Source organism: Acinetobacter sichuanensis (assembly GCF_003024515.2).
GTDB classification, from domain to species: domain Bacteria; phylum Pseudomonadota; class Gammaproteobacteria; order Pseudomonadales; family Moraxellaceae; genus Acinetobacter; species Acinetobacter sichuanensis.
Genome location: NZ_PYIX02000005.1, coordinates 1 through 25,949 on the forward strand (window position 1 = coordinate 1; position 25,949 = coordinate 25,949).

Annotated in this window: 24 protein-coding genes; 16 read left to right on the forward strand and 8 right to left on the reverse strand. The window is 37.9% G+C overall.

The features are described from left to right. The 5 genes from C9E89_RS23690 to recJ all read left to right on the forward strand — a co-directional run. On the forward strand, positions 1 to 308 hold a 308-nt coding region (locus tag C9E89_RS23690; protein ID WP_213069627.1), incomplete at its 5' end, for a hypothetical protein. A 93-nt stretch (positions 309 to 401) separates the two neighbouring features. Next, the gene (gene guaB / locus C9E89_RS04720; protein ID WP_107007268.1) at positions 402 to 1,868 is read left to right on the forward strand and encodes an IMP dehydrogenase; all 1,467 of its coding nucleotides are present in this window, start codon (positions 402 to 404) and stop codon (positions 1,866 to 1,868) included. Between the two features lie 119 nt (positions 1,869 to 1,987). Continuing rightward, a complete protein-coding gene (gene glmM / locus C9E89_RS04725) occupies positions 1,988 to 3,322 on the forward strand; it encodes a phosphoglucosamine mutase (RefSeq protein ID WP_107007267.1) in 1,335 nt (444 codons plus the stop codon). Positions 3,323 to 3,340: 18 nt separating this feature from the next. After that, the gene (gene pdxH / locus C9E89_RS04730) at positions 3,341 to 3,997 is read left to right on the forward strand and encodes a pyridoxamine 5'-phosphate oxidase (RefSeq protein ID WP_107007266.1); all 657 of its coding nucleotides are present in this window, start codon (positions 3,341 to 3,343) and stop codon (positions 3,995 to 3,997) included. Continuing rightward, on the forward strand, positions 3,998 to 5,701 hold the full coding sequence (gene recJ, locus C9E89_RS04735) for a single-stranded-DNA-specific exonuclease RecJ (RefSeq protein ID WP_107007265.1): 1,704 nt from the start codon (positions 3,998 to 4,000) through the stop codon (positions 5,699 to 5,701). A 61-nt stretch (positions 5,702 to 5,762) separates the two neighbouring features. On the opposite strand, the gene C9E89_RS04740 is transcribed toward recJ, so the two are convergent. Both C9E89_RS04740 and C9E89_RS04745 read right to left on the reverse strand, forming a co-directional pair. Then, the gene (locus tag C9E89_RS04740) at positions 5,763 to 6,533 is read right to left on the reverse strand and encodes a putative porin (protein WP_107007264.1); all 771 of its coding nucleotides are present in this window, start codon (positions 6,531 to 6,533) and stop codon (positions 5,763 to 5,765) included. Between the two features lie 310 nt (positions 6,534 to 6,843). Beyond that, entirely contained in the window at positions 6,844 to 7,692 is an 849-nt protein-coding gene (locus C9E89_RS04745) for a putative porin (protein ID WP_107007263.1), read from the reverse strand. 187 nt (positions 7,693 to 7,879) lie between these two features. On the opposite strand from C9E89_RS04745, the gene prfB reads away from it, so the two are divergent. The 3 genes from prfB to C9E89_RS04760 all read left to right on the forward strand — a co-directional run bounded on the left by prfB (position 7,880) and on the right by C9E89_RS04760 (position 10,561). Then, positions 7,880 to 8,975, forward strand: a protein-coding gene (gene prfB, locus C9E89_RS04750) for a peptide chain release factor 2 (RefSeq protein ID WP_107007262.1) whose coding sequence is annotated in 2 segments (ribosomal slippage) — positions 7,880 to 7,951 and positions 7,953 to 8,975 — 1,095 coding nt in all. Because the reading frame shifts where the segments join, the coding sequence is not laid out codon by codon here. Between the two features lie 162 nt (positions 8,976 to 9,137). Next, a complete protein-coding gene (locus C9E89_RS04755) occupies positions 9,138 to 9,437 on the forward strand; it encodes an ArsR/SmtB family transcription factor (RefSeq protein ID WP_107007261.1) in 300 nt (99 codons plus the stop codon). Between the two features lie 50 nt (positions 9,438 to 9,487). Further along, positions 9,488 to 10,561 carry an alkene reductase gene (locus tag C9E89_RS04760; protein WP_107007260.1) on the forward strand — a complete coding sequence of 358 codons (1,074 nt, stop codon included), beginning with the start codon at positions 9,488 to 9,490 and terminating at the stop codon, positions 10,559 to 10,561. Positions 10,562 to 10,571: 10 nt separating this feature from the next. Here the strand turns inward: C9E89_RS04760 and C9E89_RS04765 are convergent, their stop codons facing one another. Both C9E89_RS04765 and C9E89_RS04770 read right to left on the reverse strand, forming a co-directional pair. Continuing rightward, entirely contained in the window at positions 10,572 to 11,738 is a 1,167-nt protein-coding gene (locus C9E89_RS04765) for a GGDEF domain-containing protein (protein WP_228198982.1), read from the reverse strand. A gap of 398 nt (positions 11,739 to 12,136) precedes the next feature. Continuing rightward, positions 12,137 to 13,051, reverse strand: coding sequence for an alpha/beta hydrolase (locus C9E89_RS04770; protein ID WP_107007278.1), 915 nt, complete (start codon positions 13,049 to 13,051; stop codon positions 12,137 to 12,139). 156 nt (positions 13,052 to 13,207) lie between these two features. On the opposite strand from C9E89_RS04770, the gene C9E89_RS04775 reads away from it, so the two are divergent. Continuing rightward, positions 13,208 to 13,636: a DUF2147 domain-containing protein gene (locus C9E89_RS04775; protein WP_107007258.1), complete on the forward strand. Its 429-nt coding sequence runs from the start codon at positions 13,208 to 13,210 to the stop codon at positions 13,634 to 13,636. Positions 13,637 to 13,716: 80 nt separating this feature from the next. Here the strand turns inward: C9E89_RS04775 and C9E89_RS04780 are convergent, their stop codons facing one another. After that, positions 13,717 to 14,064, reverse strand: coding sequence for a Spx/MgsR family RNA polymerase-binding regulatory protein (locus tag C9E89_RS04780; RefSeq protein WP_107007257.1), 348 nt, complete (start codon positions 14,062 to 14,064; stop codon positions 13,717 to 13,719). A 508-nt stretch (positions 14,065 to 14,572) separates the two neighbouring features. Beyond that, a complete protein-coding gene (locus C9E89_RS04785) occupies positions 14,573 to 15,397 on the reverse strand; it encodes an exodeoxyribonuclease III (protein ID WP_107007256.1) in 825 nt (274 codons plus the stop codon). A gap of 40 nt (positions 15,398 to 15,437) precedes the next feature. Here C9E89_RS04785 and pyrE point away from each other — a divergent pair, with 40 nt between their 5' ends. From pyrE to C9E89_RS04810, 5 genes are all read left to right on the forward strand, one after another. After that, positions 15,438 to 16,088, forward strand: coding sequence for an orotate phosphoribosyltransferase (pyrE, locus tag C9E89_RS04790; RefSeq protein ID WP_107007255.1), 651 nt, complete (start codon positions 15,438 to 15,440; stop codon positions 16,086 to 16,088). Positions 16,089 to 16,171: 83 nt separating this feature from the next. Continuing rightward, complete coding sequence (locus C9E89_RS04795) at positions 16,172 to 16,690, forward strand: hypothetical protein (RefSeq protein WP_116746685.1); 519 nt, start codon at positions 16,172 to 16,174, stop codon at positions 16,688 to 16,690. 256 nt (positions 16,691 to 16,946) lie between these two features. Continuing rightward, positions 16,947 to 17,897 (forward strand): pirin family protein, encoded by a 951-nt coding sequence (locus C9E89_RS04800; RefSeq protein ID WP_107007253.1) that lies wholly within the window; start codon positions 16,947 to 16,949, stop codon positions 17,895 to 17,897. Positions 17,898 to 17,923: 26 nt separating this feature from the next. Then, positions 17,924 to 18,322: an OsmC family protein gene (locus tag C9E89_RS04805; protein WP_107007252.1), complete on the forward strand. Its 399-nt coding sequence runs from the start codon at positions 17,924 to 17,926 to the stop codon at positions 18,320 to 18,322. A gap of 64 nt (positions 18,323 to 18,386) precedes the next feature. Next, entirely contained in the window at positions 18,387 to 18,998 is a 612-nt protein-coding gene (locus C9E89_RS04810; RefSeq protein ID WP_107007251.1) for an alpha/beta fold hydrolase, read from the forward strand. Between the two features lie 30 nt (positions 18,999 to 19,028). Here C9E89_RS04810 and C9E89_RS04815 read toward each other — a convergent pair whose 3' ends face one another. Together C9E89_RS04815 and C9E89_RS04820 are read right to left on the reverse strand one after the other, a co-directional pair. Further along, the gene (locus tag C9E89_RS04815; protein WP_107007250.1) at positions 19,029 to 19,796 is read right to left on the reverse strand and encodes a hypothetical protein; all 768 of its coding nucleotides are present in this window, start codon (positions 19,794 to 19,796) and stop codon (positions 19,029 to 19,031) included. A gap of 397 nt (positions 19,797 to 20,193) precedes the next feature. Then, positions 20,194 to 23,685, reverse strand: coding sequence for a hybrid sensor histidine kinase/response regulator (locus tag C9E89_RS04820; RefSeq protein ID WP_107007249.1), 3,492 nt, complete (start codon positions 23,683 to 23,685; stop codon positions 20,194 to 20,196). A gap of 185 nt (positions 23,686 to 23,870) precedes the next feature. On the opposite strand from C9E89_RS04820, the gene C9E89_RS04825 reads away from it, so the two are divergent. Then, positions 23,871 to 24,206, forward strand: a complete 336-nt coding sequence (locus C9E89_RS04825) for a DUF485 domain-containing protein (protein ID WP_107007248.1) — start codon at positions 23,871 to 23,873, stop codon at positions 24,204 to 24,206. Position 24,207: 1 nt separating this feature from the next. Then, entirely contained in the window at positions 24,208 to 25,923 is a 1,716-nt protein-coding gene (locus C9E89_RS04830) for a cation acetate symporter (protein WP_107007247.1), read from the forward strand. Positions 25,924 to 25,949 lie beyond the last annotated feature (26 nt).

Below are 25,949 nucleotides of genomic sequence, written 5' to 3' on the forward strand. Positions count from 1 at the left end.
ATGTTTATTGTTCAGAATATGATGTGGTGATTAAATCAATGAAAATTATATATTGTATCGTTTTAGGTTTTACTTTGATACTTCTGGTTTTAAAATGGTTTTCTATCTCAGAGCACTATATCTATTACATACGTTGGCAAAAGATGAATCAAATCAAGAATCATACTGATTGCCCTGAAACCTATATGTTAACAAAAAAACAAAGTGGGTTAAGAAATCAGGATTGGTTTGTAAAATATCCTTATTTTTATTCATTTAAGATGCAATTAATAGTAAAACTTCCAGAGCTAAATGAAATGTGTATATGAAAGTGCAGGGCAACTTTAAAAAAGACAATAAAAAATGAAATTTAAACTGAAATTTGTATATAATAGCTCACGGAAATTACCAGCGAGACTGTTATGTTGACCATCGTTCAAGAAGCCCTTACCTTCGATGATGTCTTATTACTCCCTGCCTATTCTACTGTCCTCCCAAAAGATGTCTCTCTAAAGACACGCCTTACCCGCGGCATTCAACTGAATATTCCTATGGTTTCAGCAGCAATGGATACTGTGACTGAGTCACGTATGGCGATTGCAATGGCGCAAAATGGTGGTATCGGTATCCTGCATAAAAACATGGACATTTCTGCTCAGGCAGCAGAAGTTCGCCGTGTGAAAAAATTTGAAGCAGGTATGGTGAAAGACCCAATTACTGTAACACCAGAAACAACTGTACGTGAATTGATTGCGATTACTCAAGCAAACAATATCAGTGGTGTACCTGTTGTTAAAGATGGCAAAGTGGTTGGCATCGTGACAGGTCGTGATACACGTTTTGAAACCAATCTTGAACAACCTGTTAGCAATATCATGACAGGTCAAGACCGTTTAGTCACAGTACGTGAAAATGAGTCTAAAGAAAATATCCAAGCACTTCTTCAAAAAAATCGTATTGAAAAAGTGATTGTGGTTGGTGAGCACAACGAACTTAAAGGCTTAATTACGGTCACTGACTTCCGTAAAGCTGAGCTTTATCCAAACAGTTGTAAAGATGATTTTGGTCGTTTACGTGTAGGTGCTGCTGTCGGTACAGGTGCTGAAACACCAAGCCGTGTAGAAGCATTGGTTGAAGCAGGTGTCGATGCGATTGTGGTTGATACTGCACATGGTCATTCTGCAGGTGTAATTGAACGCGTGCGTTGGGTAAAAGCAAACTATCCACAAGTTCAAGTCATTGGTGGTAACATTGCAACAGGTGATGCAGCATTGGCATTGCTTGATGCAGGCGCAGATGCAGTTAAAGTCGGCATTGGTCCTGGTTCAATTTGTACAACACGTATTGTTGCAGGTATTGGCATGCCACAAATTTCTGCAATTGATTCTGTTGCAAATGCATTGAAAGATCAAATTCCATTGATCGCAGATGGTGGTATTCGCTTCTCTGGTGATATGGCAAAAGCGATTGGTGCAGGTGCAAGTACAATCATGGTTGGTTCACTCATGGCAGGTACTGAAGAAGCACCTGGCGAAGTTGAATTCTTCCAAGGTCGTTATTATAAAGCATACCGTGGTATGGGTTCATTGGGTGCGATGGCAGGTGCGACAGGTTCTGCTGACCGTTATTTCCAAGACTCAAAAGCGGGCGCTGAAAAATTAGTACCAGAAGGTATTGAAGGTCGTGTACCGTACAAAGGTCCAATGGGCAATATCGTGCATCAAATGATGGGTGGTTTACGTTCATCTATGGGCTATACAGGTTCTTCAACAATCGAAGATTTACGTCAAAATGCGAAGTTTGTAAAAATTACCGCAGCAGGTATGTCTGAGTCACATGTACATGATGTAACAATTACAAAAGAAGCGCCAAACTATCGTGTTGGTTAATATTTTCGTGTAATTTTACATTTTAAAACCGCCATTTTATGGCGGTTTTTTTATTTTGGTGTAAAGTAATGCGATTGAAAATCAACTGTTAAACAACACGATAAATAAGCGGGTAAAAAATGAGTTATTTTGGTACAGACGGGATTCGAGGCAAATTTGGTGAACTCCCAATTACCCCAGAATTTGCATTAAAACTAGGATTTGCAGCAGGAAAAGTATTAAAGCAAATCAGTCCAAAAACTAAGCCTATTGTTGTTTTAGGTAAGGATACACGTCTTTCTGGTTATATTTTAGAAGCTGCATTACAAGCGGGTTTAAATGCTGCGGGTGTTTATGTACATTTGCTTGGACCATTACCTACGCCAGCGATTGCACATTTAACACGTGCTTTGCATGCCAATTTAGGTATTGTGATTTCGGCATCACATAATCCATATTTTGATAATGGAATTAAATTCTTTTCTGGTGAAGGTAAAAAACTACCTGATGCAATTCAAGAAGCGATTAACCAAGAATTAGAAAATGAAATAGTCATTGATGATAATGCAAACTTAGGAAAAAGTGTGCGCGTCAACGATGCAAATGGACGTTATATTGAGTTTTGTAAATCAACATTCCCATATCATTACAACTTGCGCCATTTAAAAATTGTGGTGGATTGTGCGCATGGTGCAGCTTATAGCGTTGGACCTGCTGTTTTCCGTGAGTTGGGTGCAAAAGTTATAGCTTTATATAATGAACCAACAGGTTTAAATATTAATGAAGGTTGTGGCTCAACACATCCTGAAAAGTTACAAGCTGCTGTAGTTGAACATCAAGCTGATCTTGGTATTGCTTTTGATGGTGATGCTGACCGTGTTGTCATGGTCGATCGTCATGGTAACCTGATTGATGGTGATCACATTTTGTATATCTTAGCGACTCAAGCCAATACTAAACCTGCTGGGATTGTGGGTACAGTGATGAGCAATATGGCGCTTGAACTCGCTTTAGAAAAAGCACAAGTCCCTTTTGTACGTGCCAAAGTGGGTGACCGTTATGTATTACAAAATCTTGAAGAAAATAATTGGGTGATTGGTGGTGAGCCATCAGGACATATTTTGACTTTGGATAAGAGTACAACAGGTGACGCAATCATTGCCGCATTGCAAGTATTAACGGTTATGGTTGAACAAGATAAAGCTTTAGATGAGTTGGTTGCAGACTTTAAATTATTACCGAATGTTTTAGTGAATATTCGTTTAGAGCAAATGTTTGATCCTTTTGCAATTCCTGCATTAGTCGCAGAATTTGATCAAGTTGAAGCAAAACTTAAAGGGCGTGGTCGTATTTTGATTCGTAAGTCAGGGACTGAACCTGTTATTCGCGTCATGGTTGAAGGTGATAATCAGCAAGAAGTAACTGATTTAGCTAACCATTTGGCAGATCAAGTACGTCAAAACGCTAAGGCTTAATAGAAAAGAGGAAAGTTCATGAGTGATGTAATTAAAGATTTAAGTGAGCTGCGTCTGACTTATCAAAAAGATGAACTGCATGAGGAAAATGTGGATATTTATCCACATGAGCAATTTCTTCAATGGTTTAACTCTGCTTTAAATGCAAATCTTCATGAACCTTATGCAATGTCACTGGCAACTGCGGACGGTCAAGGTCGTCCGCATGTACGCACTGTTTTGTTACGTGGTGCAACGCAAGATGGTTATGATTTTTATACCAATTATGACAGCCAAAAAGGTCTAGATTTAGCTGCAAATCCTTATGCAGAAATTTTATTTTATTGGTCTGAATTAGAGCGACAAATTCGTATTAGTGGTCGAGTGACTCGGATTTCTGAACAGGAATCAACAGACTATTATCATAAACGACCTCGTGACAGCCAAATTGCAGCACATATCAGTACGCCACAAAGTGGGGTGATTGCAAGCCGTGAGTTATTACAACAACGCTTTCAAGACTTACATGATCGGGTTGAACAACAAAATGAATTAGCCAAACCAGAATTTTGGGGTGGTTATCGTTTACAACCCGATCATTATGAGTTTTGGCAAGGTCGCCCAAATCGTTTACATGATCGTTTGATTTATAAAAAAGAAAATAGTCTCTGGACTTTACAACGTTTGATGCCGTAAATGTCAAAAATTAAAATTCAACAACGCCCCTTTATCACACGCCCTGAAAATTTTCAGGGCGTCTCCTCATTTGTTGCCGATATTTTGGCACGCCGTGGTGTGCAATCTGAACAAGAGCTAGAGTTAAAATTAAAGTATTTACTTGCACCGACGATGAAAGGTCTTGATCAAGCCATTCACATTATTGATCAAGCAATTGATGCACAGAAAAAAATCGTTATTGTTGGCGATTATGATGCCGATGGTGCAACCAGTACAGCCTTGATGATTCTTGCTCTGACTGAAATGGGCGCGAATGTTAATTATCTAGTCCCTGACCGTTTTAAATATGGTTATGGCTTAACACCAAAAATTGCTGATTTAGCTTTTGAAATGTATCGACCTGATTTGTTAATCACGGTTGATAATGGAATCTCGAGCCATGCGGGCGTAGCACAAGCGCAAGCCCATGCTATGCAAGTCATTATTACAGATCATCATTTAACGATGAAAGAAACGCCACAAGCAGAGGCGGTGGTCAATCCAAATCAATTAGGTTGTGAATTTCCAAGTAAAGCTTTGGCAGGTGTCGGCGTTGCATTTTATTTACTGGCAAATTTAAGTAGTTATCGTGCAAAGTTAGCTAAATCCACTGCAAAAATGTCGCAATATTTAGACTTGGTTGCATTAGGTACTTATGCTGATGTTGCAAGTTTAGACTATAACAACCGAATTTTGGTTGATGCAGGATTAAAGCGGATCCAGCAAAATCAGTGCCGTGTTGGCATCAGTGCATTATTGGATATTGCAGGGCGAGATCCTGCCCAGTTACAAGCATCGGATTTGGGTTTTGTTCTTGGTCCACGTATCAATGCTGCTGGACGCATGGAAACTATGGACATTGGTATTGAATGTCTGTTAGCAACGGACATGCAAAGTGCTTATGCTTTGGCACAGCAGTTAAATGATTTAAATCTTGAACGCCGTCAAGTCGAGTCACAAATTAAGCAAGAAGCTTTGCTTGAAATTGAAAAATTACAGTTTGATCAAACCAATTTACCTGTAGCCTTAGTGTTGTTTGAAGAACATTGGCATCAAGGTGTGATTGGGATTGTCGCTGGACGCTTAAAAGAACAATTCCATCGACCAAGTATCGTCTTTGCAGCAGATAAAGATGGGCTTCATATCAAAGGTTCGGCACGTTCTATTGATGGTATTCATATTCGAGACTGTATTGAAAAAGTGGCAGAGCAGCATCCTCACTTGGTCAGTTTTTTTGGTGGTCATGCGGCAGCAGCAGGTTTGACGATCAAAAAACAGCATTTTGAAGAATTTAAACAAGTTTTTAATCAACTCATTGCCCAATCTGATGCTGAGTTATTTCAAGCAACTTTATGGACAGATGGCGAATTAGCTGCGCAAGACTTTCAGATTCATACTGTAAATTTGCTAGAAAATTTAGGTCCTTGGGGGCATAAATTTCCTGCTCCAATTTTTGAAGGTCAGTTTAAGGTCGTGGAGCATCGTTGGCTAAAAGAAGTGCATTTGAAGTTAAAGGTCGCTTTACAAGATGGACGATGTGTTGATGCGATTGCTTTTAATGCACGAGATAAATTTCAGTTTGATTCTACACAAGAAAAAGTTCATCTTGTTTATGAACTAGATAAAAATCAATTTAATGGAAATGTAAGTTTACAACTTAGAATTTTGCATTTAATGCATTGATTTGATATAAAAATAAAAAACCACTCATATTGAGCGGTTTTTTATTTGTGATCTATGCAGCTTAGAAACGATAGCCTGCACGTACACCATAAGTATTATAGTCATCACCAAAACCAACACGACCTTCAACACTTACATTTTGATTTAAGAATTTCTTAGCAGAAACACCGAATTCATCACGTTCTGTTAAGTCATTGTTGTAGTAATCAGCACCAACACTTAAAGTTTTATCTAGGTATAAATCACCACGAACTCGATATTCGTCTAAATCACCAAATGCACCAAATGCTTCAAAGTTTGCATCATATTGACCCACTTGAGTAACATATTTGGCACGAACTGTTGGATCTACACCATCATCGCCATGTTTTGCATCATAGCCTGTTAAACCTAAAGCAAGTAATAAACCTGGTGCTGGTAAGTAACCGACTTCAGCGCCGTAAGTTGTTACTTTAGAGTCAATCGGTGTGTTGTCTACTTCAAGTTCATCACGACCTACACGACCACTGACATAAAAGTCACTGCCTGGCACATAATATTCAATGCCTGCACCATATTGCGTATCTTTTACACCATCGTTATCTGCATAACCGACATTGGCTTTTACATTACTTGCGCGGTCAAGGAAGGCTGCCTCATTTAAAGGTGAATTACGTGTTTGTACTGGGTTAAAATAATAAGTTCCATCTACACCAAATTGATGAGTTGCATCAAAATCATCCCAATCAGTATAAGTATAAGAACCACCTACTTCTGCTTGATAAGCATTTGCAGCACCTGAAACTGCAATCGCTGATAGTGCGATTGCTGAAGCTAACGCTAGTTTTTTCATGGATTCTTCTCCCCTCTGAAATATGATTTCATTCGTGTTTTAAATCTTTTGTTACAACTTCAGTCTAAGGGAAATAAAAAGCGCGTCAATCACTGCAAAGTAACAGAACTGTAATGTTGGTAATTTTGTGTAAAATTGCAACACTAATTATTTGATTTTTAAACAATAAAAACATTGTTTTGTTTTATTAAAATTGTGTGAATATTATGAATAATCTTGATATTTAGGTAAAAAATAAGAGAAAAGTGTAATTAAAAAGCACCTCATGTATGAAATGCTTCGATATTTTATCTAAATCATTCTTATATTTTTAGAAGCGGTAAGTTGCATTTACATGAACGCCTTGCAAGTCATCACCAAAACAAACTTCACCTCCAAGCGCTAAGTTTTGGTTGATGAAATATTGTGAACGTACTGAGAAAAAATCAATATTACTGTGATTATCATCTTGTAGTGTGTAGCTTGCACCTAAGCTAAAAGCGTAATTAAAATAATAATCTGTAGCTAAGGTAAATTGGTCTAGATCACCAAAAGTACCCTCAGCTTCAACGTTTAAATATTGTCCACTTTGCCCAAGGGAAGTAACATATTTTGCTTTTAGAGCAAGATTGGCTTGGTCATCTTCATCTGTTGTATAACCATCAACACCAGCCGCAAGTAATAAATTACTGACTGGCATAAAGCCGACCAATGCACGATAGGTTGTTACATCAACGTCGTGAGTATATTTCTCTTTTCCACCATTTACATGTGCAACAGTTTGATCTTGAAGTTGGCTATAACCAATTTCACCATTCACATAAAATTGCTGATAAAAATATTCTAAACCACCCACAACAGAATGAATATCACGTTCACTTTTGGCAATCGCATTATGAGCACCAAACATATCAATATAATTTTCACTTTCTAGAAAATTATAGCGATATGTGCCATAGAGATTACTTACGTTTCCTAAAAAAGCAGCTTCATTTAGAGGAGCACTTTTCGTTTGTACTGGCGAAAAATAGAATGTCGCTTTGGCATCAAGCTGATGGTCGGTTTTGGTAAAATCATCATCATGATTTAAATAGGTAAAGCCACCCTCAATTTGAGCATCATAAGCAAAACTAGACATAGTGAGTGTTGCTAAAGTACAAGCGATGAATACACGTTTCATGAATTCCCCATTAAGTTTAGATTATTGTTGTTTAAGAAAATTGTCATAAATAATGAGCGTGAATTGTTCGTAGAATATTCATTTTGGTCAATACCGTTGTCGGACAGAAACGCAAATTCTTATCTTTTATTGACTCTGTGGTAGAATGCCTGCGAATTAAACATTATTAACTGTGAGATGAAAGCGCGTGGAAATTAATCCTTATCTAATACAGCTAAAAGACTTAAACGACCGTGGTCAAACACTACGGGGGTATCTTTGACTACGATCTAAAGAAAGAGCGTTTAGAAGAGGTACTTCGCGAACTAGAAGACCCTGCCATCTGGAATGATCAGAGCCGTGCGCAGGCGATGGCAAAAGAAAAAGGCGAGCTTGAAAACGTCATTAATGTACTTGAAGGCTTAGCGACTCAGTTAGAAGATGCTCAGGCAATGCTTGACCTTGCTGTTGAAGCTGAGGATGAAAGCTTGCTTGCCGATGTTCAGGCTGAATTGACCTCGGCTGAAGAAGAATTGGCAAAACTTGAATTCCGCCGTATGTTCAGTAACCCAATGGACCCGAACCCATGTTATGTGGAAATTCAGGCGGGTTCTGGCGGTACAGAAGCACAGGACTGGGCGTCAATGTTATTACGTATGTATATGCGCTGGATTGAACGTCATGGCTTTAAAGCCGAACTGATGGAAGAATCGGATGGTGATGTGGCAGGGATTAAATCTGCAACCATTCGTGTTGAAGGTGAATATGCCTATGGTTGGTTACGTACCGAATCGGGCGTACATCGTTTAGTACGTAAGTCACCGTTTGACTCAGGTAACCGTCGTCATACCTCATTCTCAGCAGTATTCGTTTCACCTGAAGTCGATGACAATATTGAAATTGATATTAACCCTGCCGATGTGCGCACAGATACCTACCGTGCATCAGGGGCAGGTGGTCAGCACATTAACAAAACTGACTCTGCGGTACGTTTAACGCATGCGCCAACAGGCATCGTGGTGGCGTGTCAGAACCAACGTTCACAACATGCCAACCGTGACCATGCATGGAAACAGTTACGTGCAAAATTGTATGAACTGGAAATGAGTAAACGTAACGAGGCAGCACAAGCACTTGAAGACTCTAAGTCTGATATTGGTTGGGGCAGTCAGATTCGTTCGTATGTATTGGATGATTCACGTATTAAAGACTTACGTACAGGCGTGGAAAATTCCAACACAGGTGCGGTTCTTGATGGTGATCTGGATAAATTTATTGAAGCGAGCTTAAAGCAAGGGCTTTAATCGCTGAAATTAAATTTTGATAAAAAGCAAAGCATTATCTGCATGTTTACAATATATCTAAAATAATCGATATTAAAATCGAAAAAATACGATATATTGAGTTTAACGATGCTGGGTAATGCTTTGTTGTGAATTTGAATGTGTCTGATACGAGTTATAAGTATGGATATTGATTTAATTTCTAAAGCTTTGGCAAATCCGACTCGACGGCAGATCTTGGCGTGGTTGAAAAACCCACAGCAATATTTGTGTGAAGAGCAGTGCGGAGGCTTTAGTCGTGGGGTCTGTGCAGGGAATATCGAAAAACTCGGTAAGGTCTCACAATCCACCATGTCAAATCATTTGTCTGTGTTACAACAGTCAGGTCTAATTCAGGCTGAAAAATACGGTCAATGGTCTTATTTTTCTCGCAATGAAACCCTTATTCAGCAATATATTGAACATTTACAGCAAGCACTGTAAGACTCAGCAGAGGCTGAGATTCTCTCTCTTTGGTGCTGAATGAGGCAAAAATGGCTGAACTAAATTCTCCGCTTATTTTAGGCGATTTACACCTTAAAAACCGTGTCATCATGGCACCATTAACCCGCAGTCGTGCGACCGTAGACCGTGTTCCAACCGCAATGATGGCAGAGTACTATGCTCAAAGAGCAAGTGCAGGTTTAATCATTTCTGAAGCGACGGTGATTTCTGAACAAGCCAACGGTTATTTAAACACGCCAGGATTATTCACTGATGCTCAGGTTGAAGGCTGGAAGCTGACCACGCAGGCAGTACATGACAAAGGTGGTTTGATTGTTGCTCAACTTTGGCATGTCGGGCGTGTTTCACATCCTGATCTATTGGGTGGTGAAACGCCTGTTTCTGCAAGTGCGGTACAGCAGGCAGGGCAAGTCAGTTTACTGCGTCCAAAACGTGATTATGTAGCTCCACGTCCTTTGGAAATTGCTGAAATTAAAAGTATTGTTGAACAATATAAACAGGCTGCAATTCGTGCCAAAGACGCAGGATTTGATGGTGTGGAACTCCATGCTGCCAATGGCTATTTGATCGATCAGTTTTTACAGAGCAAAACCAATCAGCGTGATGATGAATATGGTGGTTCTGTGGAAAACCGCGCTCGCTTATTGCTAGAAGTGACCGATGCATTGATCGAAGTGTGGGGTGCAGGTCGTGTAGGTGTGCATTTGGCACCGCGTGGTGATGAACATGATATGGGTGATGCTGATCCACGTGAAACATTTGGCTATGCCTTAGAGCAGTTGGGTCAACGTAAAATTGGCTTCTTCTTTACTCGTGAATATCTGGCAGATGACAGCATTAGTGATGAGCTAAAACAGCGTTCAGGCGGTGTGCCATACATTGCCAATATGAAGTTAAGCCGTGCAGATGCCATTGAGCTGTTAGCCTCAGGCAAAGCCGATGCCGTGTCTTTTGGTAAAGCCTATATTGCCAACCCTGATCTATATGAACGCCTACTTCAGGATGCACCTTTGAATGAACTGGTATTTGAAAATATGATCGGTTCACAAACAGCAGAAGGCTATATTGATTATCCTGCTTTAGAAGTAGAGCATAGTGCTTAAACTTGATTACTCAAGATTTTAGCGTTTTATGTTGGAATGACTGAAATGTTGTTCCATCATAAATTTGTACTTGATTTCGTCCTGCTTGTTTGGCGTGATAGAGTGCTTGATCTGCTAAATAAATCGCTTGATCAATATTCGATTGAGGGCAAGTTAGCCCTAAACCAAAACTAGCCGTCAGATAAATTTGTTGCCCATCATCGAGTTTTAAAGGATGGTTGGCAATCGTTTTTCTACACTTTTCTGCGATTTCTAAAGCTTGTGTTTCTGTAATTTGTGGTAAGAGTAAAATAAATTCTTCACCACCATAACGCGCAACAATATCCGTTTTACGAACTGAAAGAGACAATGTTTTTGCGATGTGTTTGAGTGCTAAATCACCTGTATAGTGCCCATATTGATCATTAATTGCTTTGAAATGGTCTAAATCCAGTAAAATAATGAGATAAGAGAGCTGTTGTTTTTGTAACTCTTTAATTTTTTCATTAAAAAAACGCCGATTATACAAACCTGTTAATGGGTCTATTTGGCTAATTTCTTGAAATAAAGATTCTCTATGACGCCATTGTAGTAAAAGTATTTCAAAGAAAAGTAGACCTGCAAATAACACAGGTATAATGAAATAAATCATACTATAAACCCAAAAATTATTATGATAGGGAATGCTATTTAATAATTGATGGCTGAAAATGGGTGCATAAGGAATGATGTTTTTAGTGGTCAGATAAATTAAGGCAGAAAAAATAGATGTGGCTAAAATTAAATTAAAATAAATAATTTTTTGGTTAAATAAAACTAATCCTATACCTGTCACACAAACACTCGTGAAAATCGTTGCAGGACTATAAATTCCAACTAGATAACCGTCTAAAACTAAAATTAAAATAAAGGTTGTAATTACAAAGTAGCTAAAATAGTGATTTATCCATGCCTTTTTATGATTGAAAATACTGATAATAATTAAAATCGTTAAGCAAATAATCGAAATAATATTGATCATAAGCTGATTTTTTAATAATGAAATATTTAACCACTGCCAAAGTGTTGGTGTGATTAAAATATAAACTTTCCACATAATCCAGATTAAATGAATTAAAATAGCCAATACCAAAACTAAAATACATTTATGAATGTTAGACCAACTCATAATAATATTAGATTGTATATAACTGATCATTTTTTTTGCTAAATTATTCATGGGAGTTATATTAAATCCATTTTATTTTGGTTAGATTAACTCGTTATTCATGTATTTCCTATACATGCTCTAAAAATGTAGAATATTTTAAGAAAAAATACAGTATTTTTATGGGAGCATTTTGAAATTTAATCTGTTATGAAGCTGACCGAGGAGATATTTTACATATAGTTTCAGTCAGTGTTAAATAGACTAAAAGAGAAAATAATGCATAAATGATGTGCGATGAAATTATAAACCTAAATGATTATTTTCTGCATGTTTTTATCTAAAATTATTAAAGAATTGTATTTTATAAATTATTTCTAAAAATGTCATGCAAGTAGAGCAGTAAGCAGCTATTTAGCCACTGACTGCTTTTTGTTTTAAAAAATTGATCAAGTTTGATCAAGTCGATGAGCAAAGTCAGCAATATCAGCAAGTGCTTTTTTGGCTTCATCAAACCATGGGCTAAACATCTGAAAGTTATGCCACATGCCTGTATAGAGTTTATAGGTGACATCGACATCAGCTTTTTTTGCTTTTTTCTCGAAACGGATGGCATCATCCATCAAGATTTCTTTTGAACCCACTTGAACAAGGGTAGGTGGAAGACCTGAAAAATCACCAAAAATAGGTGAAATTTCAGGAATTGAAGGATCTATATCTTTAGGCACATAGTAACTAATTCCTGTTTCTAAAGCTTCTACAGAAAGTAATGCATCATGTTTTTGGTTATAACGTAAAGATTCACTGGTTAATGTTAAATCTAAAAAAGGTGACATTAAAATTAAGCCACTTGGTAGATGTTCTGGATCTTCTTTTTTGAGTTTTAAGGCAAGAGCTAAAGCTAAATTTGCACCACAAGAATCCCCTGAAACAATAATATCTTTTGGTTGTACGCCTTGATCCATCAGCATTTGATAGATGTCATAAATCGCATCGCTTGCTTCAGGATATTGATGATCAGGTGCTAATGGATAGTCAACATGTAAGACTTGCATTTGTGTTCGAACAGCGATTTCAGATAAAAAAGCCCGATGTGTTTTGAGTGAACCAACGAAAAAAGCACCACCATGAATGTGAAAAATCATCTGTGTAGTTGTGGCTTGTGGCTTTATTTCTTCAGCATGTATGCCCGCAATACGCAAAGAACGAAGCACAACATCTTTTGGTTGAGGAAAAACACGTGTGAGTTGTTCGAGAGCAAAACGCACAGCAGTCGGTGGGAGATTTAAGCGACTTGGCATTTTAAAACTGGTCTTTAAAATAGCTTCTGTGATGAATTGTTTCATTAACGGATTAATCTTCATGCTTTTTCCATTTTGTTTGATCTTTACTGTTTTTATTTGTTGAATGACCAACATTATTTACAAGGGTACACTAAATAGTCACATTCAAAAATTGCATATTTGTTGCAATTTTTGAATACTATCATATGTTAATGATGACTAGGGAAATCAACAAAAATGAAAAAAATAGCACTGATGATCGGCTTATTCGCAGCGACAGCATTTGCCAATGCAGCAGATCCACTCAATGGTACAGTATGGAAAACCATTGATGATGAAACCAAACAGCCGAAAGCGATCGTGAAATTTACTGAGCAAAGTAATGGCACACTTTCTGCCACGATCCAAAGTATTGTGACGCCAGGCGAAGAAAATGTATGTACGAAGTGTGAAGGCAAGTATCACAATAAATCTTTGAAAGGTGTCACCATTGTTCATGGATTAAAAAATGTAAATGGTAAATATGAAGGCGGTACAATTCTTGACCCTAAAAATGGCAAAAGCTATAAGCTAAAAGGTGAGTTAGCAGGCAGTAAACTCAACCTTCGTGGCTATATGGGCGTTTCGGCTTTAGGTCGTAACCAAACTTGGATTCGTGCTAACTAATTTTTGCATCAATCATGTGAAAAAGCTCGATATTAATATCGAGCTTTTTATTGTTTATTAAACAGCAGATAGACACTATTTTATTTTAAAGCTTTGATTTTTTCTTCATCAAAGCCGACGACATATTGTTCATCTTTTTCAATAACAGGACGTTTGATCATGCTGCTATGTGCGATTAAAGCTTGAATCAGATTGTCTTGGTTTTCTAAAGCTTCTTTTTGTTCTTGTTCAGAAAGTTTTTTCCATGTTGTGCCTTTTTTATTGAGAATAAGCTCTTGTCCTAATTGGTTGAGCCATCTTTTTAATGTTTCAGCATCAATGCCTTGTTTCTTATAATCATGAAATTCATAAGGAATAGACAGTTCATTGAGTAAGTCAAACGCTTTTTTCATCGAACTACAGTTTTTGATTCCGTAAATTTTCAACATAATATATAACCTATTTGTCTTTAAATTTTGATATTGCTGAATTTTAGGGTAACAAAAAAAATGCGTGGACTAAAACCATTTAAAATTTAAAATGAGAAATATAAGATGAGAATATGAGTTGTCATAAAAATGAAAGATAAAGTCTTTAAATTAATTGCTATAAACATGAAGAAAAATTATAAAGATAAACAACGAAAAGACTTGAAAATAACAAAGTAATTATTTAAAACATAAGAAAGAGAAAACCCGCATCTAATCATCCTGACTATGCGGGTCTCAGTACAACGTCCAATGTCAAATCCATTAAAAATATAAACTTGCGTTTAGTATTTTCCTTTCGTCCTACGGCGTCCTATCCTTTTGCTGTCATCCTGACAATGTCCCTGTGCCGTGAGACAATAATGCGCTTATTGGGGGGAAGAAAAAATACGATAACACGACAAGTATTGTGAGATATTTACACTTATTAAGTGAACAAGTGTTCACTTAATGGTGAGGGTTCTATATTTTAAACTGATAATTGATAGTCAATAATGACAGGTGCATGGTCACTAAACCATTGTTCTTTATAGACCCAAGCGTTGACAGTGCGGGTTTTCCAGTCAGGCGAGCATGCCTGATAGTCAATGCGCCAACCGACATTTTTTGCTCGTGCTTGTCCTCGATTTGACCACCAAGAGTAAACTTCGGCTTCTTTGCGTACTTCACGGAAGGTATCTACATAGCCTAAATCATCATAAATATGATCGAGCCAAGCACGTTCATGCGGTAAGCAGCCTGATGCTTTTTGGTTGCCTGACCAGTTCTTAATATCAATACGTTTATGCACAATATTGTAATCACCACAGACAATGACTGATTTATTTTCATCACGCCATTTTTTTAGAATGACTTTATATTCTTCTAAAAAATGATCTTTGCGTGCTTGTGCTTCATCACCTGAAGAACCTGAAGGAAGGTAAAGGGAACAGATATGTACGTTTTGTTCTAAACCAAGATCAAATTCAGCACTGATAAAACGACCTTGTGAATCGGCTAATTCAAAACCTAAACCATCTTTGATGGAAACAAAAGGTAATCGGCTATAAATAGCAGTCCCTGCATAGCCTGCTTTTTCTGCGGGAAATAGATGCGTGTACCAACCTTCAGGTTTAAATTTATCAGTCCACTGTGTATGTGTGATCCGACTTTCTTGCATACAAATGACATCCGCCTCAGACTGTTCAAGCCAATCTAGCAAGCCTTTTGTGACAGATGCACGTAAACCATTTACGTTAATTGAGACAACTCTTAAAATTTTTTGATCACTTGGATAGCTACTCTTTGGTATCATGCGCAAGTCTTACCTCTATTACAGAATTTCGGAGCACCTCATGACATCAGCAGCGACATTCAATCCGCAAACTTTTATCGAACTTGCCTTATCACGTGGTGTGCTTAAATTTGGTGAGTTTACTTTAAAATCAGGTCGTGTAAGTCCTTATTTTTTTAATGCAGGCTTACTCAATGACGGTGAAGCATTATCGCTGTTAGCACAAGGTTATGCAGATAAACTCACACAATGTAACAATGTTGAAGTGATCTTTGGTCCAGCTTATAAAGGCATTCCTTTTGTTGCTGCAACGGCTGTTGCACTTTCTCAAGTTCATGGCGTAAGTGTGCCTTGGGGTTTTAACCGTAAAGAAGCAAAAGATCATGGTGAAGGTGGTGTTTTGGTTGGTGCTGCGGTTGAAGGCAAAAAGGTTTGGATTATTGACGATGTTATTACGGCAGGCACAGCAATTCGTGAAGTCGTGACGGTTCTTAAAAATGCAGGTGCAAGTATTGCAGGTGTATTGGTTGCTTTAGATCGTCAAGAAAAAGGTCAAGGTCAACTTTCTGCGATTCAAGAAGTACAAAAAGAGTTAGAAATTCCTGTACATGCTTTGATTACTATGAAAGATTTGATGGACTATTTAGATGCAAAAGGTGAAAAAGAAGCCTTAGCTAAAATGGAAGCATACCGTGTGAAATACGGTATTTAATCTTTTAGATTACATAATTAAGATTTAAGGAGCGTATCGCTCCTTATTTTTGTTAAATAGATTTGCTTCAGGTTAATGCACTTATGGTGTTTTTAGTTTTGGTTGCTGTTGTTGTTGTATTTGGTTTTGTTATTGTGCAAAAAATGGATGAGCGACGCTGGCAACGTTATCAGTTTGAACGAGATATGTTTTTTAGATCTCATCCCTTAGTTATTGAAGATACAACAGAATTTTCCTATCAACTCAAGATCAGCTATGCAGCTCAGCGTAAGATCATTACTGAGCAGATGTTGAAGCCAACAGCACAGCCATATCATAAAAAAGTACGCTTACAACGTGTGCCAGAGTCTCAGCATGAAAAATATATGATCGATGTGATGTTAAAAGACATTAAAATTGGTCAATTAGATTATATTTATGCACAACAGCTTGGGCAGTATTTGGAAAAAACGGATTTTAAAGTTGGGCGCCCAATAGAAGTATTATCCGAAATTTTGGTTATCCAAAAAAGTGAATATGAATTAGGTTGTCAAATTCGTTTAAATTTGCCTGCTGACTCAGCAGAAATTGAATATTTGGAAGTTAAAGAGCAAAGTAAATAATGCTCAATCATTTTCAGTCATGCTTATTTTTCAAAGTCCAAGAAGAAAAATAATAACAGGGACTGCTCTTTTAAGACAAAGCTGAAAAAAATAAAAATTAAAAGAAATTTACAACAAAAACAATTCTGTTATTGTCCTATTACTAGTATTCAGCGTATTAAATGTTATCTAGGTCAAATCTTGAAAATTGACTAGAATATGGGTAGATCAGCATCGCCATCGCAAATTTTATGCAGCATTTATTTAGGATAAAAATATGACAAATACCAATTATAGTGAAATCTCTAATTCTGATGATTGCGAAAAATACGTCAATCAATTTATTCAAAACTTTCAAATTCGCTCTGCGGAGATCGGCAAAGGCACTGTGATTAAACGTGCTTTACCAAGCCGTCATAAGCGTATGATTGGCGCATGGTGTTTTTTAGATCATGCAGGACCTGTAACTTTTCCTCAAGGTGATGGCTTAGATGTAGGACCACATCCACATATTGGTCTGCAAACCTTCACTTGGATGATTGAAGGGACGATGTTGCATAGTGATAGTCTGGGTACGACCAATCAACTCATTCAACCTAAACAAGTCAATCTCATGACCGCAGGTTATGGTATTTCCCATACAGAAGTCGCACCTGACAATGAAACAAAAATGCATGCGGCTCAGCTTTGGATTGCTTTGCCTGATGATAAAATAAATATGGCTCCACAGTTTGACCATTATCCTGAGTTGCCTGTGGTTGAACAAGATGAGGTTGAATTTACAGTTTTAGTGGGTGAGTTTCTAAAGACAACTTCACCTGTTAAGGTGCATTCTGAACTGGTTGGAGTCGATTTTTATGCAAAAGAATCAGCCACCACCATCATTCCTTTAAATCCAAAATTTGAATATGGTTTTATGGCACTCGAAGGTGAGGCTGTTGTGAATGGACATGAACTCAACAGCGATAACATGGTGGTATTAGAACCTGGTATTCATAAAATTGAAGTACAACTCCATAAAGGTGCTCGTCTATTGCTCATTGGTGGTGAGCCTTTTGAATCTCCAATTTTACTGTGGTGGAATTTTGTCGGTCGTACCCAAGAAGAGTTAAAGATTGCACGTGAGCAATGGGTCGCTGAAGATGCACGTTTTGGACGTATTCCAAGTTATGACGGTCCTCGTTTAGAAGCACCTGTATTTCCTGATAAAATGCGTCCTTCAAAATAAAAATAGTGAAAAGTGAGTAAAATAAAATGGCAATTATCGCAAATGCAAAGGTAAAAACATTGTCCGAAGCATGGTCAGGAGAAGTCAGTAGTGGTCAGCACAGACTCATTACGGATAAACCCGAGTCATTTGGTGGACAAGATCAGGGTTTAGCGCCTTATGATTTTATTTGTTCAGGGTTAATCTCATGTACTATGATTACGCTACGCATGTACGCACAGCATAAAGGTTTTGACTTAGGTGAATTTACAGTTGAAGCTGATTTTAATGCCAATAAAGAAGGCAAAGAATGGATAGATCGTCGTTTGGCTTTTGCACAGCCGTTGACTGAAGAATTACATCAAAAAGTTTTGGAGATTTGTCAGAAAACACCTGTAACAAAGACACTATTGCGTAGTGTAGAAATCAATACGTCCATTCTTTAGTCATAGAAAAATAAAAAATGGTGTTTTTTAAGGAAAATGCCATTTTTTATATTGGGTTTTATTGATGAATTTGATCTTTTTACCTGGTGCGTCAGGCAATACCGCATTTTGGAATAATGTTATTCAGTGCTTAACATTAGATGTCACTACACAAATGATTGCCTATCCAAGCTTTGGTGGTCATCCTGATAATGATCATGTGCGCAGTTTTGAAGATTTACAGCACCATGTATTGCAGCAAATTCAGCGACCTTCTGTCTTGATTGCGCAGTCTATGGGGGGAATATTTGCAGTACAAGCCGCTTTACAAAAATCAACGCAGGTTATTGCTTTGGTTTTGATTGCAACTTCAGGTGGAATTGATTTGAGTCAGTTTGAAGTTGCCGATTGGCGTACAGATTATCAATTTAATTTTGCTGTACCTGATTGGTTTGTTCAACATCATGTTGAGCTTGATGCTGAGTTGGAAAAAATACAGTGTCCCGTTTTACTGATTTGGGGCGGTTCAGACCCGATCAGCCCTGTAACAGTTGGGCAGTATTTACATCAGAAAATCGTTCAATCTGAACTGCATGTCATTGAAAATGGGCAACATGATTTAGCACATGTGCATGCTGAGCAAGTTTCGGCATTCATTGAAAAATTTCTCATCACCCATAAAAAAATGCCTAACTGAGGAAAGTTAGGCATGATCCATTTCAGATGTTTAAGCTAGACAATCTTGTTTAGAAATCAAGTCAGGGCATCCTAATGGATTTAACGCGCATTTAAGATCATCGATTTGCTCTTGGGTTACATAATCTTTTGATTTTAAATACTCCGCAACACGATCATCACGTAAGCTCAGGAAAGCAGCATCATAAACTTCAAGATCAACAAATAAAGCTGCTGTTTCTAAGCTATTGAAACGATCTAAGAAAATGTCATCACCATACATTAAAAAGACATGATCATAATCTGCATGTGTGTCTACATTTAAGCGTTGTGCCAATGTGGTTGGTGAGGTTTTCACAAATAATAAGTCAGAAAGTTCATCAAATTGAGTTAAATCTAAACTATTTTCACCTGTTTTAACTTTACCTAGCCATGCTTTAAAAACCAGAACAGCACCACCTCGTAGCAACATACTCCAAATTTGATGGCGTGTTTCTTCATCTAAAGATTTGCATTCATCTTTAAGTTCTTGAATAAGTAATTCTTCTTGTTGTGCGATTTTATCAAATAAACCTAAACCTTGTGGTTGATACGCAGCAGGCAAAAACACATCAAATTTGAGCTCTTCAAAGACTTTCAAAGCCAACGGAACGGCTGCCTGATAAAGCGCATTTAAAGCATTTAATTGAGTATTTTCTAATTTAGTATGTGGGAAAACAGTTTTCCAATCAATTTCAGGCAATATGGCATTGACGCCATATTGACGATGGAATTGTTGGGTTTGATGGATACCATGAGGCACTGATTCAGAAATATTCATGGAAAACTCCTAATTTTTAAAATTTTGTTTATGCATCATTCCAGATGCAAATTTATCTAACCAATAGGCTAATTTTATGATTTATCTAAGATGCAATAGGAATGAGACTAAAGTTGTATATGGGTTTTTTTGTTTATTATATTTATAAAATTCAAATATTTAAGTAATTGTAACCAAGTGTGCGAATGTATGGAAATAAATTTGATTGAATTTGCCATAGAAAATAGTTCAGTGAATTTTTTGGTCAATCAATTTGATTAAAAATCACTAATTTTTGATCATTTTTGCCTAAACTTGTTAGCAGGATTGCTATTTGTCTTAAAAAAATGCGCCTAAAAATAATTTTTTAGACGCAATAAATGTATCAAAACATATTTTTCAAACTTTTAGCTTGAGCTTATTTTGATATTTTTAGACCTGATAACCATGAACGTAATGAAGCAGGTTTGAGTGGTTTTTTCAGTAAGACAATATTTAACTCTTTTAAATGTTGTGGAAGTTCTGGATCAGAATCGGCTGTAATCAGTGCAACAGGAACATTTTCCTGACGATTTTCCAAAATAAAATCTAAACCAATTTTATGATGGTTAAGATGCTGATCAACTAACCAAACTTGAATATTTTCATTTTGGATAATTTCTAAAGCTTGTTCAGGTTCAGTGGCTTTAAAGACTTGATAACCCCATTTGGTTAATAAAGTATTCATGCCTTCTAAAATGGTTTCATCGTTATCTAAACATAAAATTTTATATGCTTTAGTACGTAAAGGAACCGCTTGTACGGGTGTTGCAACTACTTTTGGTGCATCAACTATAGGCACTTCGATCATAAAGCATGAGCCTTTGCCTAACTCAGAAGCAACATGTACAGGATAATCCAACAAACTCGTCATACGCTGTACAATGGCTAAGCCCAAACCTAAACCTTGCTCGCCCCACGGTGAAGTATGCCCACAGCGTTCAAACTCTTGGAACAGCTTAATACGTTGTTCCTCAGCAATACCCGGACCTGTATCCCACACACCTATGCGAATATGTCTAGGCTTTGATGCAGAACGTAATACACCAACAACAACACGTCCTTTAGCCGTATAACGTAGCGCATTACTCACAAAATTTTGAATAATACGGCGAATCCATTGTGGATCAGTGTCTATCCAGAACTGAGCATCATGTACCACTAATTTGATATTACGCTGCGCTGCAATGGATTTAAATTGCAGTTCTAAATCACGTAATAAATCATGTAATGGGTAAATCTGGCGTTTAGGTTGAATGGTGCCGCCTTCTAAACGTGCAATATCTAGCAACGCAGAGAGCATGCTTTCTGCACCATATAAAGCACGATCAAGTTGTTGTAAAGTTTTACGGTCTTCATCGGTCTGTACACTTTGTTCAAGTGCTGTACTAAATAAACGAGCAGCATGCATGGGCTGCAATAAATCATGACTGGCTGCTGCAATAAATCGACTTTTCGACATATTGGCTTTGTCAGCTTGTTCACGTGCTAACTGTTGTTCTGCTAAAGCATTTGCTAACTGTTGGGTTCGATCTGAAACACGAGCTTCAAGAACGGCTTCATTTTCACGGAAAGCTGTAATATCAGCAAATGTCGTAACGAAACCACCACCTTCGATTGGATTTCCACGCATTTGAATGACGCGTCCATCTTTACGAATACGTTCAAACTCATGCGCACTACCGACTTTCATCCAATGAATACGTTTGCGTACATGCTCTTCGATTGAGCCTGGACCACATTCGCCACGTTCTGCGTTATAACGAATCAAATCTGCAATTGGACAACCGACATAGACCAAGTCTTTTGGATAATCAAAAAGTTTGAGATATTGATTATTCCAAGCCACTAAACACATATTCTCATCAACAACACTGACCCCTTGGGTCATGTGGTCGATCATGGTCATAATCAGGTTTTGATTAAAACGTTGCCACTGTGAAGCTTGGTCAAGAATATTAGCAACTTGTCCTAATGCTAAACCATTATTGACCATTGCCGTTGTGAGTAGAGTACGTGCTGAAGCAGCACCGATTGTTCCTGCGAGATATTGTTCGGTAAATCGCCACCACATGCCATTTGCACTACTATTTTCATTCAGTACCACATTATTCATGATGCAAAATTGACGGAAAGCTTGGACAGTTGGACCTTCACCTGTAATACGTTTTGCTAGAGCAATTAAATCTCCAACTTTTAAACGCGCAACATCATGGTTTAAATAACTGATATCTGTTGAGGTATTTTGTGCAGGTAAAGGCTTGGTTTCATAGTAAAAGAAACTTTCAGCTTGGATTTGTTCAGCAACAGAAGGACGGTAAATACGAGAAACCCAAATATAAAGTAGAATATTTAAGCCCAAAGCCCAAGTGACGCCATGAGTCAGTGGCGCGAAGGACTCAAAACCAAAGAGTGCTTCAGGTCTTAGCCATTGAATATGCATGGGACCATGAACTAAAAACTGCTCTGCAAAAGCACTATATTCGGTAGGTAAACTACGTAAAACAGTCGGTAGAAGTAGAGTGTATATCCATAAAATAAAGCCAATGACTAAACCTGCATAAACACCTTGACGACTTCCTCCGCGCCAATATAACCCGCCAATCAGCGCAGGTGAAAACTGTGCAACCGCACTAAAAGCCAGTAAGCCAAATGTTGATAATTGGTCAATATCATTGAAGAAATGGAAAAATAAAAAGCCTAAAAACATCACTGCCAAAATACAAATTCGACGCGTGAGTTTTAATACTTGTGGGAGGCGCTTATCATGTCTGGATAAAACATTTAAACGCCAAAGTGCAGGCATAATTAAATCATTACTGAGCATAATCGACAGCGCTACAGAGGATACCAGTAACATGCCAGTTGATGCTGAAAATCCACCTAAAAATGCCAATAAAGTCAGCCAGTCTTGCCCATAACTCAGTGGTAAAGACAGCACGGCAACATCTGGAATACTTAAGTAAGCAGGTGCAGCATGGAGCGCCCAACTGGCGATTGGAATAATGGCAATAATGGTTAAAATTAAATAGGCTGCAAACCAACGACGTGCACCACGAATATGTTTTTCGTCACGCAGTTCGACAACTGCAACGTGAAATTGACGAGGTAAACAGATGATTGCTAAAGCTGCAAGTAAGGTTTGCACCCAAAATGTTTCAGGAACTCCAAAAAGTTGTACTTCATGAAATGTTTTACTGACATCTTTGGAAATTTGTAACAGATTTTCTGGGTTTTCAAAAATAAAAAAGAATGCGACACAGAGTAAGGCAAATAATTTAACAAATGACTCAAATGCAACTGCGAGCATTAAACCACCATGTTGTTCGGTATTAGCAATTTGTCGTGTGCCAAACATCATGGCTAAAATGGCTAAAACAGCAGTTAAGCCCAATACACCATTGGTGGTGGTTGAAATGACTTGTGTATTATGTTCGAGCATGACCGATGCACTGAGTGCGATCGCGCGTAGTTGTAAAGCTAAATAAGGAATAATCGCAATGACAGCTAAAATGGTGACTAAAGAGGCGAGTGTTCCACTTTTTCCATAGCGCGCCGCAACAAAGTCTGCAATGGATGAAATGGCATGATGCTGACGAACTCGACCTAAACGCCGCCAAATATCGTAGCCTAAGCCGACAAAAAGCAAAGGACCTAAATAGATGGGAAGAAAAATAATCCCTTCACGAACTGCCGCGCCTGTAGCACCATAAAATGTCCAAGAAGAGCAATATACGCCTAATGTTAGACTAAAGAGAAGCATTCGCCCACGTGTACTTAATCTACTTGCATGCTTCTCACCAAAGAAGGCGCAGGCAAATAAAATTATGATGTAAAGGGCGAGAACCCCAATAATCAACCAACTATTCATAATCACTACAGTCTAACAAGCTATGCCTATGATAACGCATCCCAGAACAGAGGCATTTATTCTGATTAAAATTTAACGACCAAAGTCTAAGTTACGTGAAGCTTCAACATTGTTAATTTTGTCTCATCAAAATAATGATTAAAAATTGCAACCAGTGGACTGGTCGCGAATCAAGGAGCGAGATGATGGATGAGAGACAGGTAGATGCAATTCTACAAAATCCAAAATTTAAAGAAATGGTAGCGAAAAAGAGAAATTTAAGTTGGACATTAACAGCAATTATGTTGTTTGTTTATGTTGGATTTATGCTTTTAGTCGGCTACAACAAAGAGTTTCTACTCACACCAGTATCGCAAGGTAGTGTAACGACTTGGGGAATTCCTTTAGGACTGAGCATTATTGTTTTATCTTTCGTTTTATGTGGCGTGTATTCATATATTGCCAACAATAAGCTTGATCACTTAAATGATGAAGCAATGCGAGAAGTAGAAGCGATTGCTAAAGAAAAAGGGAAATACTAAGATGAAATGGAATGCTTTAAAAACCAAAGCAGCGCTAGCATCTACAGCTCTGTTTTCTACACTTGCTCAAGCTGGTCCAGATCTTGGTGCAGCAGAACAACAAGCAACCAACTGGCATGCAATTATCATGTTTGCTATTTTCGTTGGCTTAACGCTATTTATTACGAAATGGGCAGCAAAACAAACCACAAGTACTGCTGACTTCTATACTGCTGGTGGTGGGATTTCAGGTTTCCAAAATGGTTTAGCGATCGCAGGTGACTATATGTCAGCAGCATCGTTCCTCGGTATCTCCGCAATGGTGTTCAGTTCAGGCTTTGATGGCTTGCTGTACTCACTTGGTTTCATGGTGGGTTGGCCAGTTGTACTCTTCTTAGTTGCTGAGCGTTTACGTAATTTAGGTAAATTTAACTTATCTGACGTGGTTTCATTCCGTTTAGAAGAAAAACCTGTACGTACACTTGCGGCTGTGAGTTCATTGGTTGTTGTTGCATTCTATTTGATTGCTCAAATGGTGGGTGCAGGTCAGCTCATTAAACTTTTATTTGGTTTGAACTATAACATTGCTGTTGTGATCGTTGGTCTTCTGATGATGGCTTACGTTATCTTCGGCGGTATGTTGGCAACCACTTGGGTGCAAATCATTAAAGCAGTAATGCTACTTTCAGGTGCAACATTCATGGCATTTATGGTCATGAAAGCAGTTGGCTTTAGTTTCGCTGAAATGTTCAATCAATCGATTCAAGTTTTTGCAAAAGTTCATGATGTAAGCTTTGAAAAAGCAGCGCAAATCATGGGTCCAGGTAGCTTAGCTGCAAATCCATTAGATGCTTTATCTCTTGGTTTAGCTCTCATGTTTGGTACCGCAGGTTTACCACATATTTTAATGCGTTTCTTTACGGTTAAAGATGCAAAAGAAGCACGTAAATCAGTTGTTGTTGCAACAGGTTTCATTGGTTACTTCTACTTATTGACGTTCATTATTGGTTTCGGTGCGATTCTTTTCGTATCAAACAACCCACAATTTATTGATGTTGCAAAAATGGCAGTCACTGGCAAGTTAGAACTTGTTGGTGGTAATAACATGGCTGCGGTTCACTTGTCTGATGCGGTGGGCGGTGACTTGTTCATGGGCTTTATTTCAGCAGTTGCATTCGCGACAATTCTTGCAGTTGTTGCTGGTTTAACACTATCAGGTGCTTCAGCAATTTCTCATGACTTGTATGCAAACGTATTGAAGAAAGGTCAAACTACACCTGAATCTGAACTTCGTATGTCTAAAATCGCAACTTTAGGTTTAGCTATTTTTGCCATGATTTTGGGAATCTTGTTCGAGAAACAAAACGTAGCATTCATGGTGGGTCTAGCATTCTCTGTTGCTGCATGTGCTAACTTCCCAGTACTTGTACTTTCAATGTTCTGGAAAGGCTTAACAACACGTGGTGCAGTGATTGGTGGTTTGGTTGGTTTGGTAACAGCAGTAACTTTAATTATCTTATCTAAAGCAGTTTGGGTAGATACATTAAATATTTCTGATACACCTGTGAACCCATTTAATGGTCCAGCAATCTTTGCAATGCCATTAGCATTTATCTGCTGTTGGTTGTTCTCTGTAACAGATAACTCACCACGTGCACAAGCAGAACGTAAAGCATTTGATGCGCAGTTTGTTCGCTCACAAACAGGTATTGGTATCTCTGGTGCTTCAGATCACTAAGTCAGTTTTTTAAAGTAAAAAAAGTC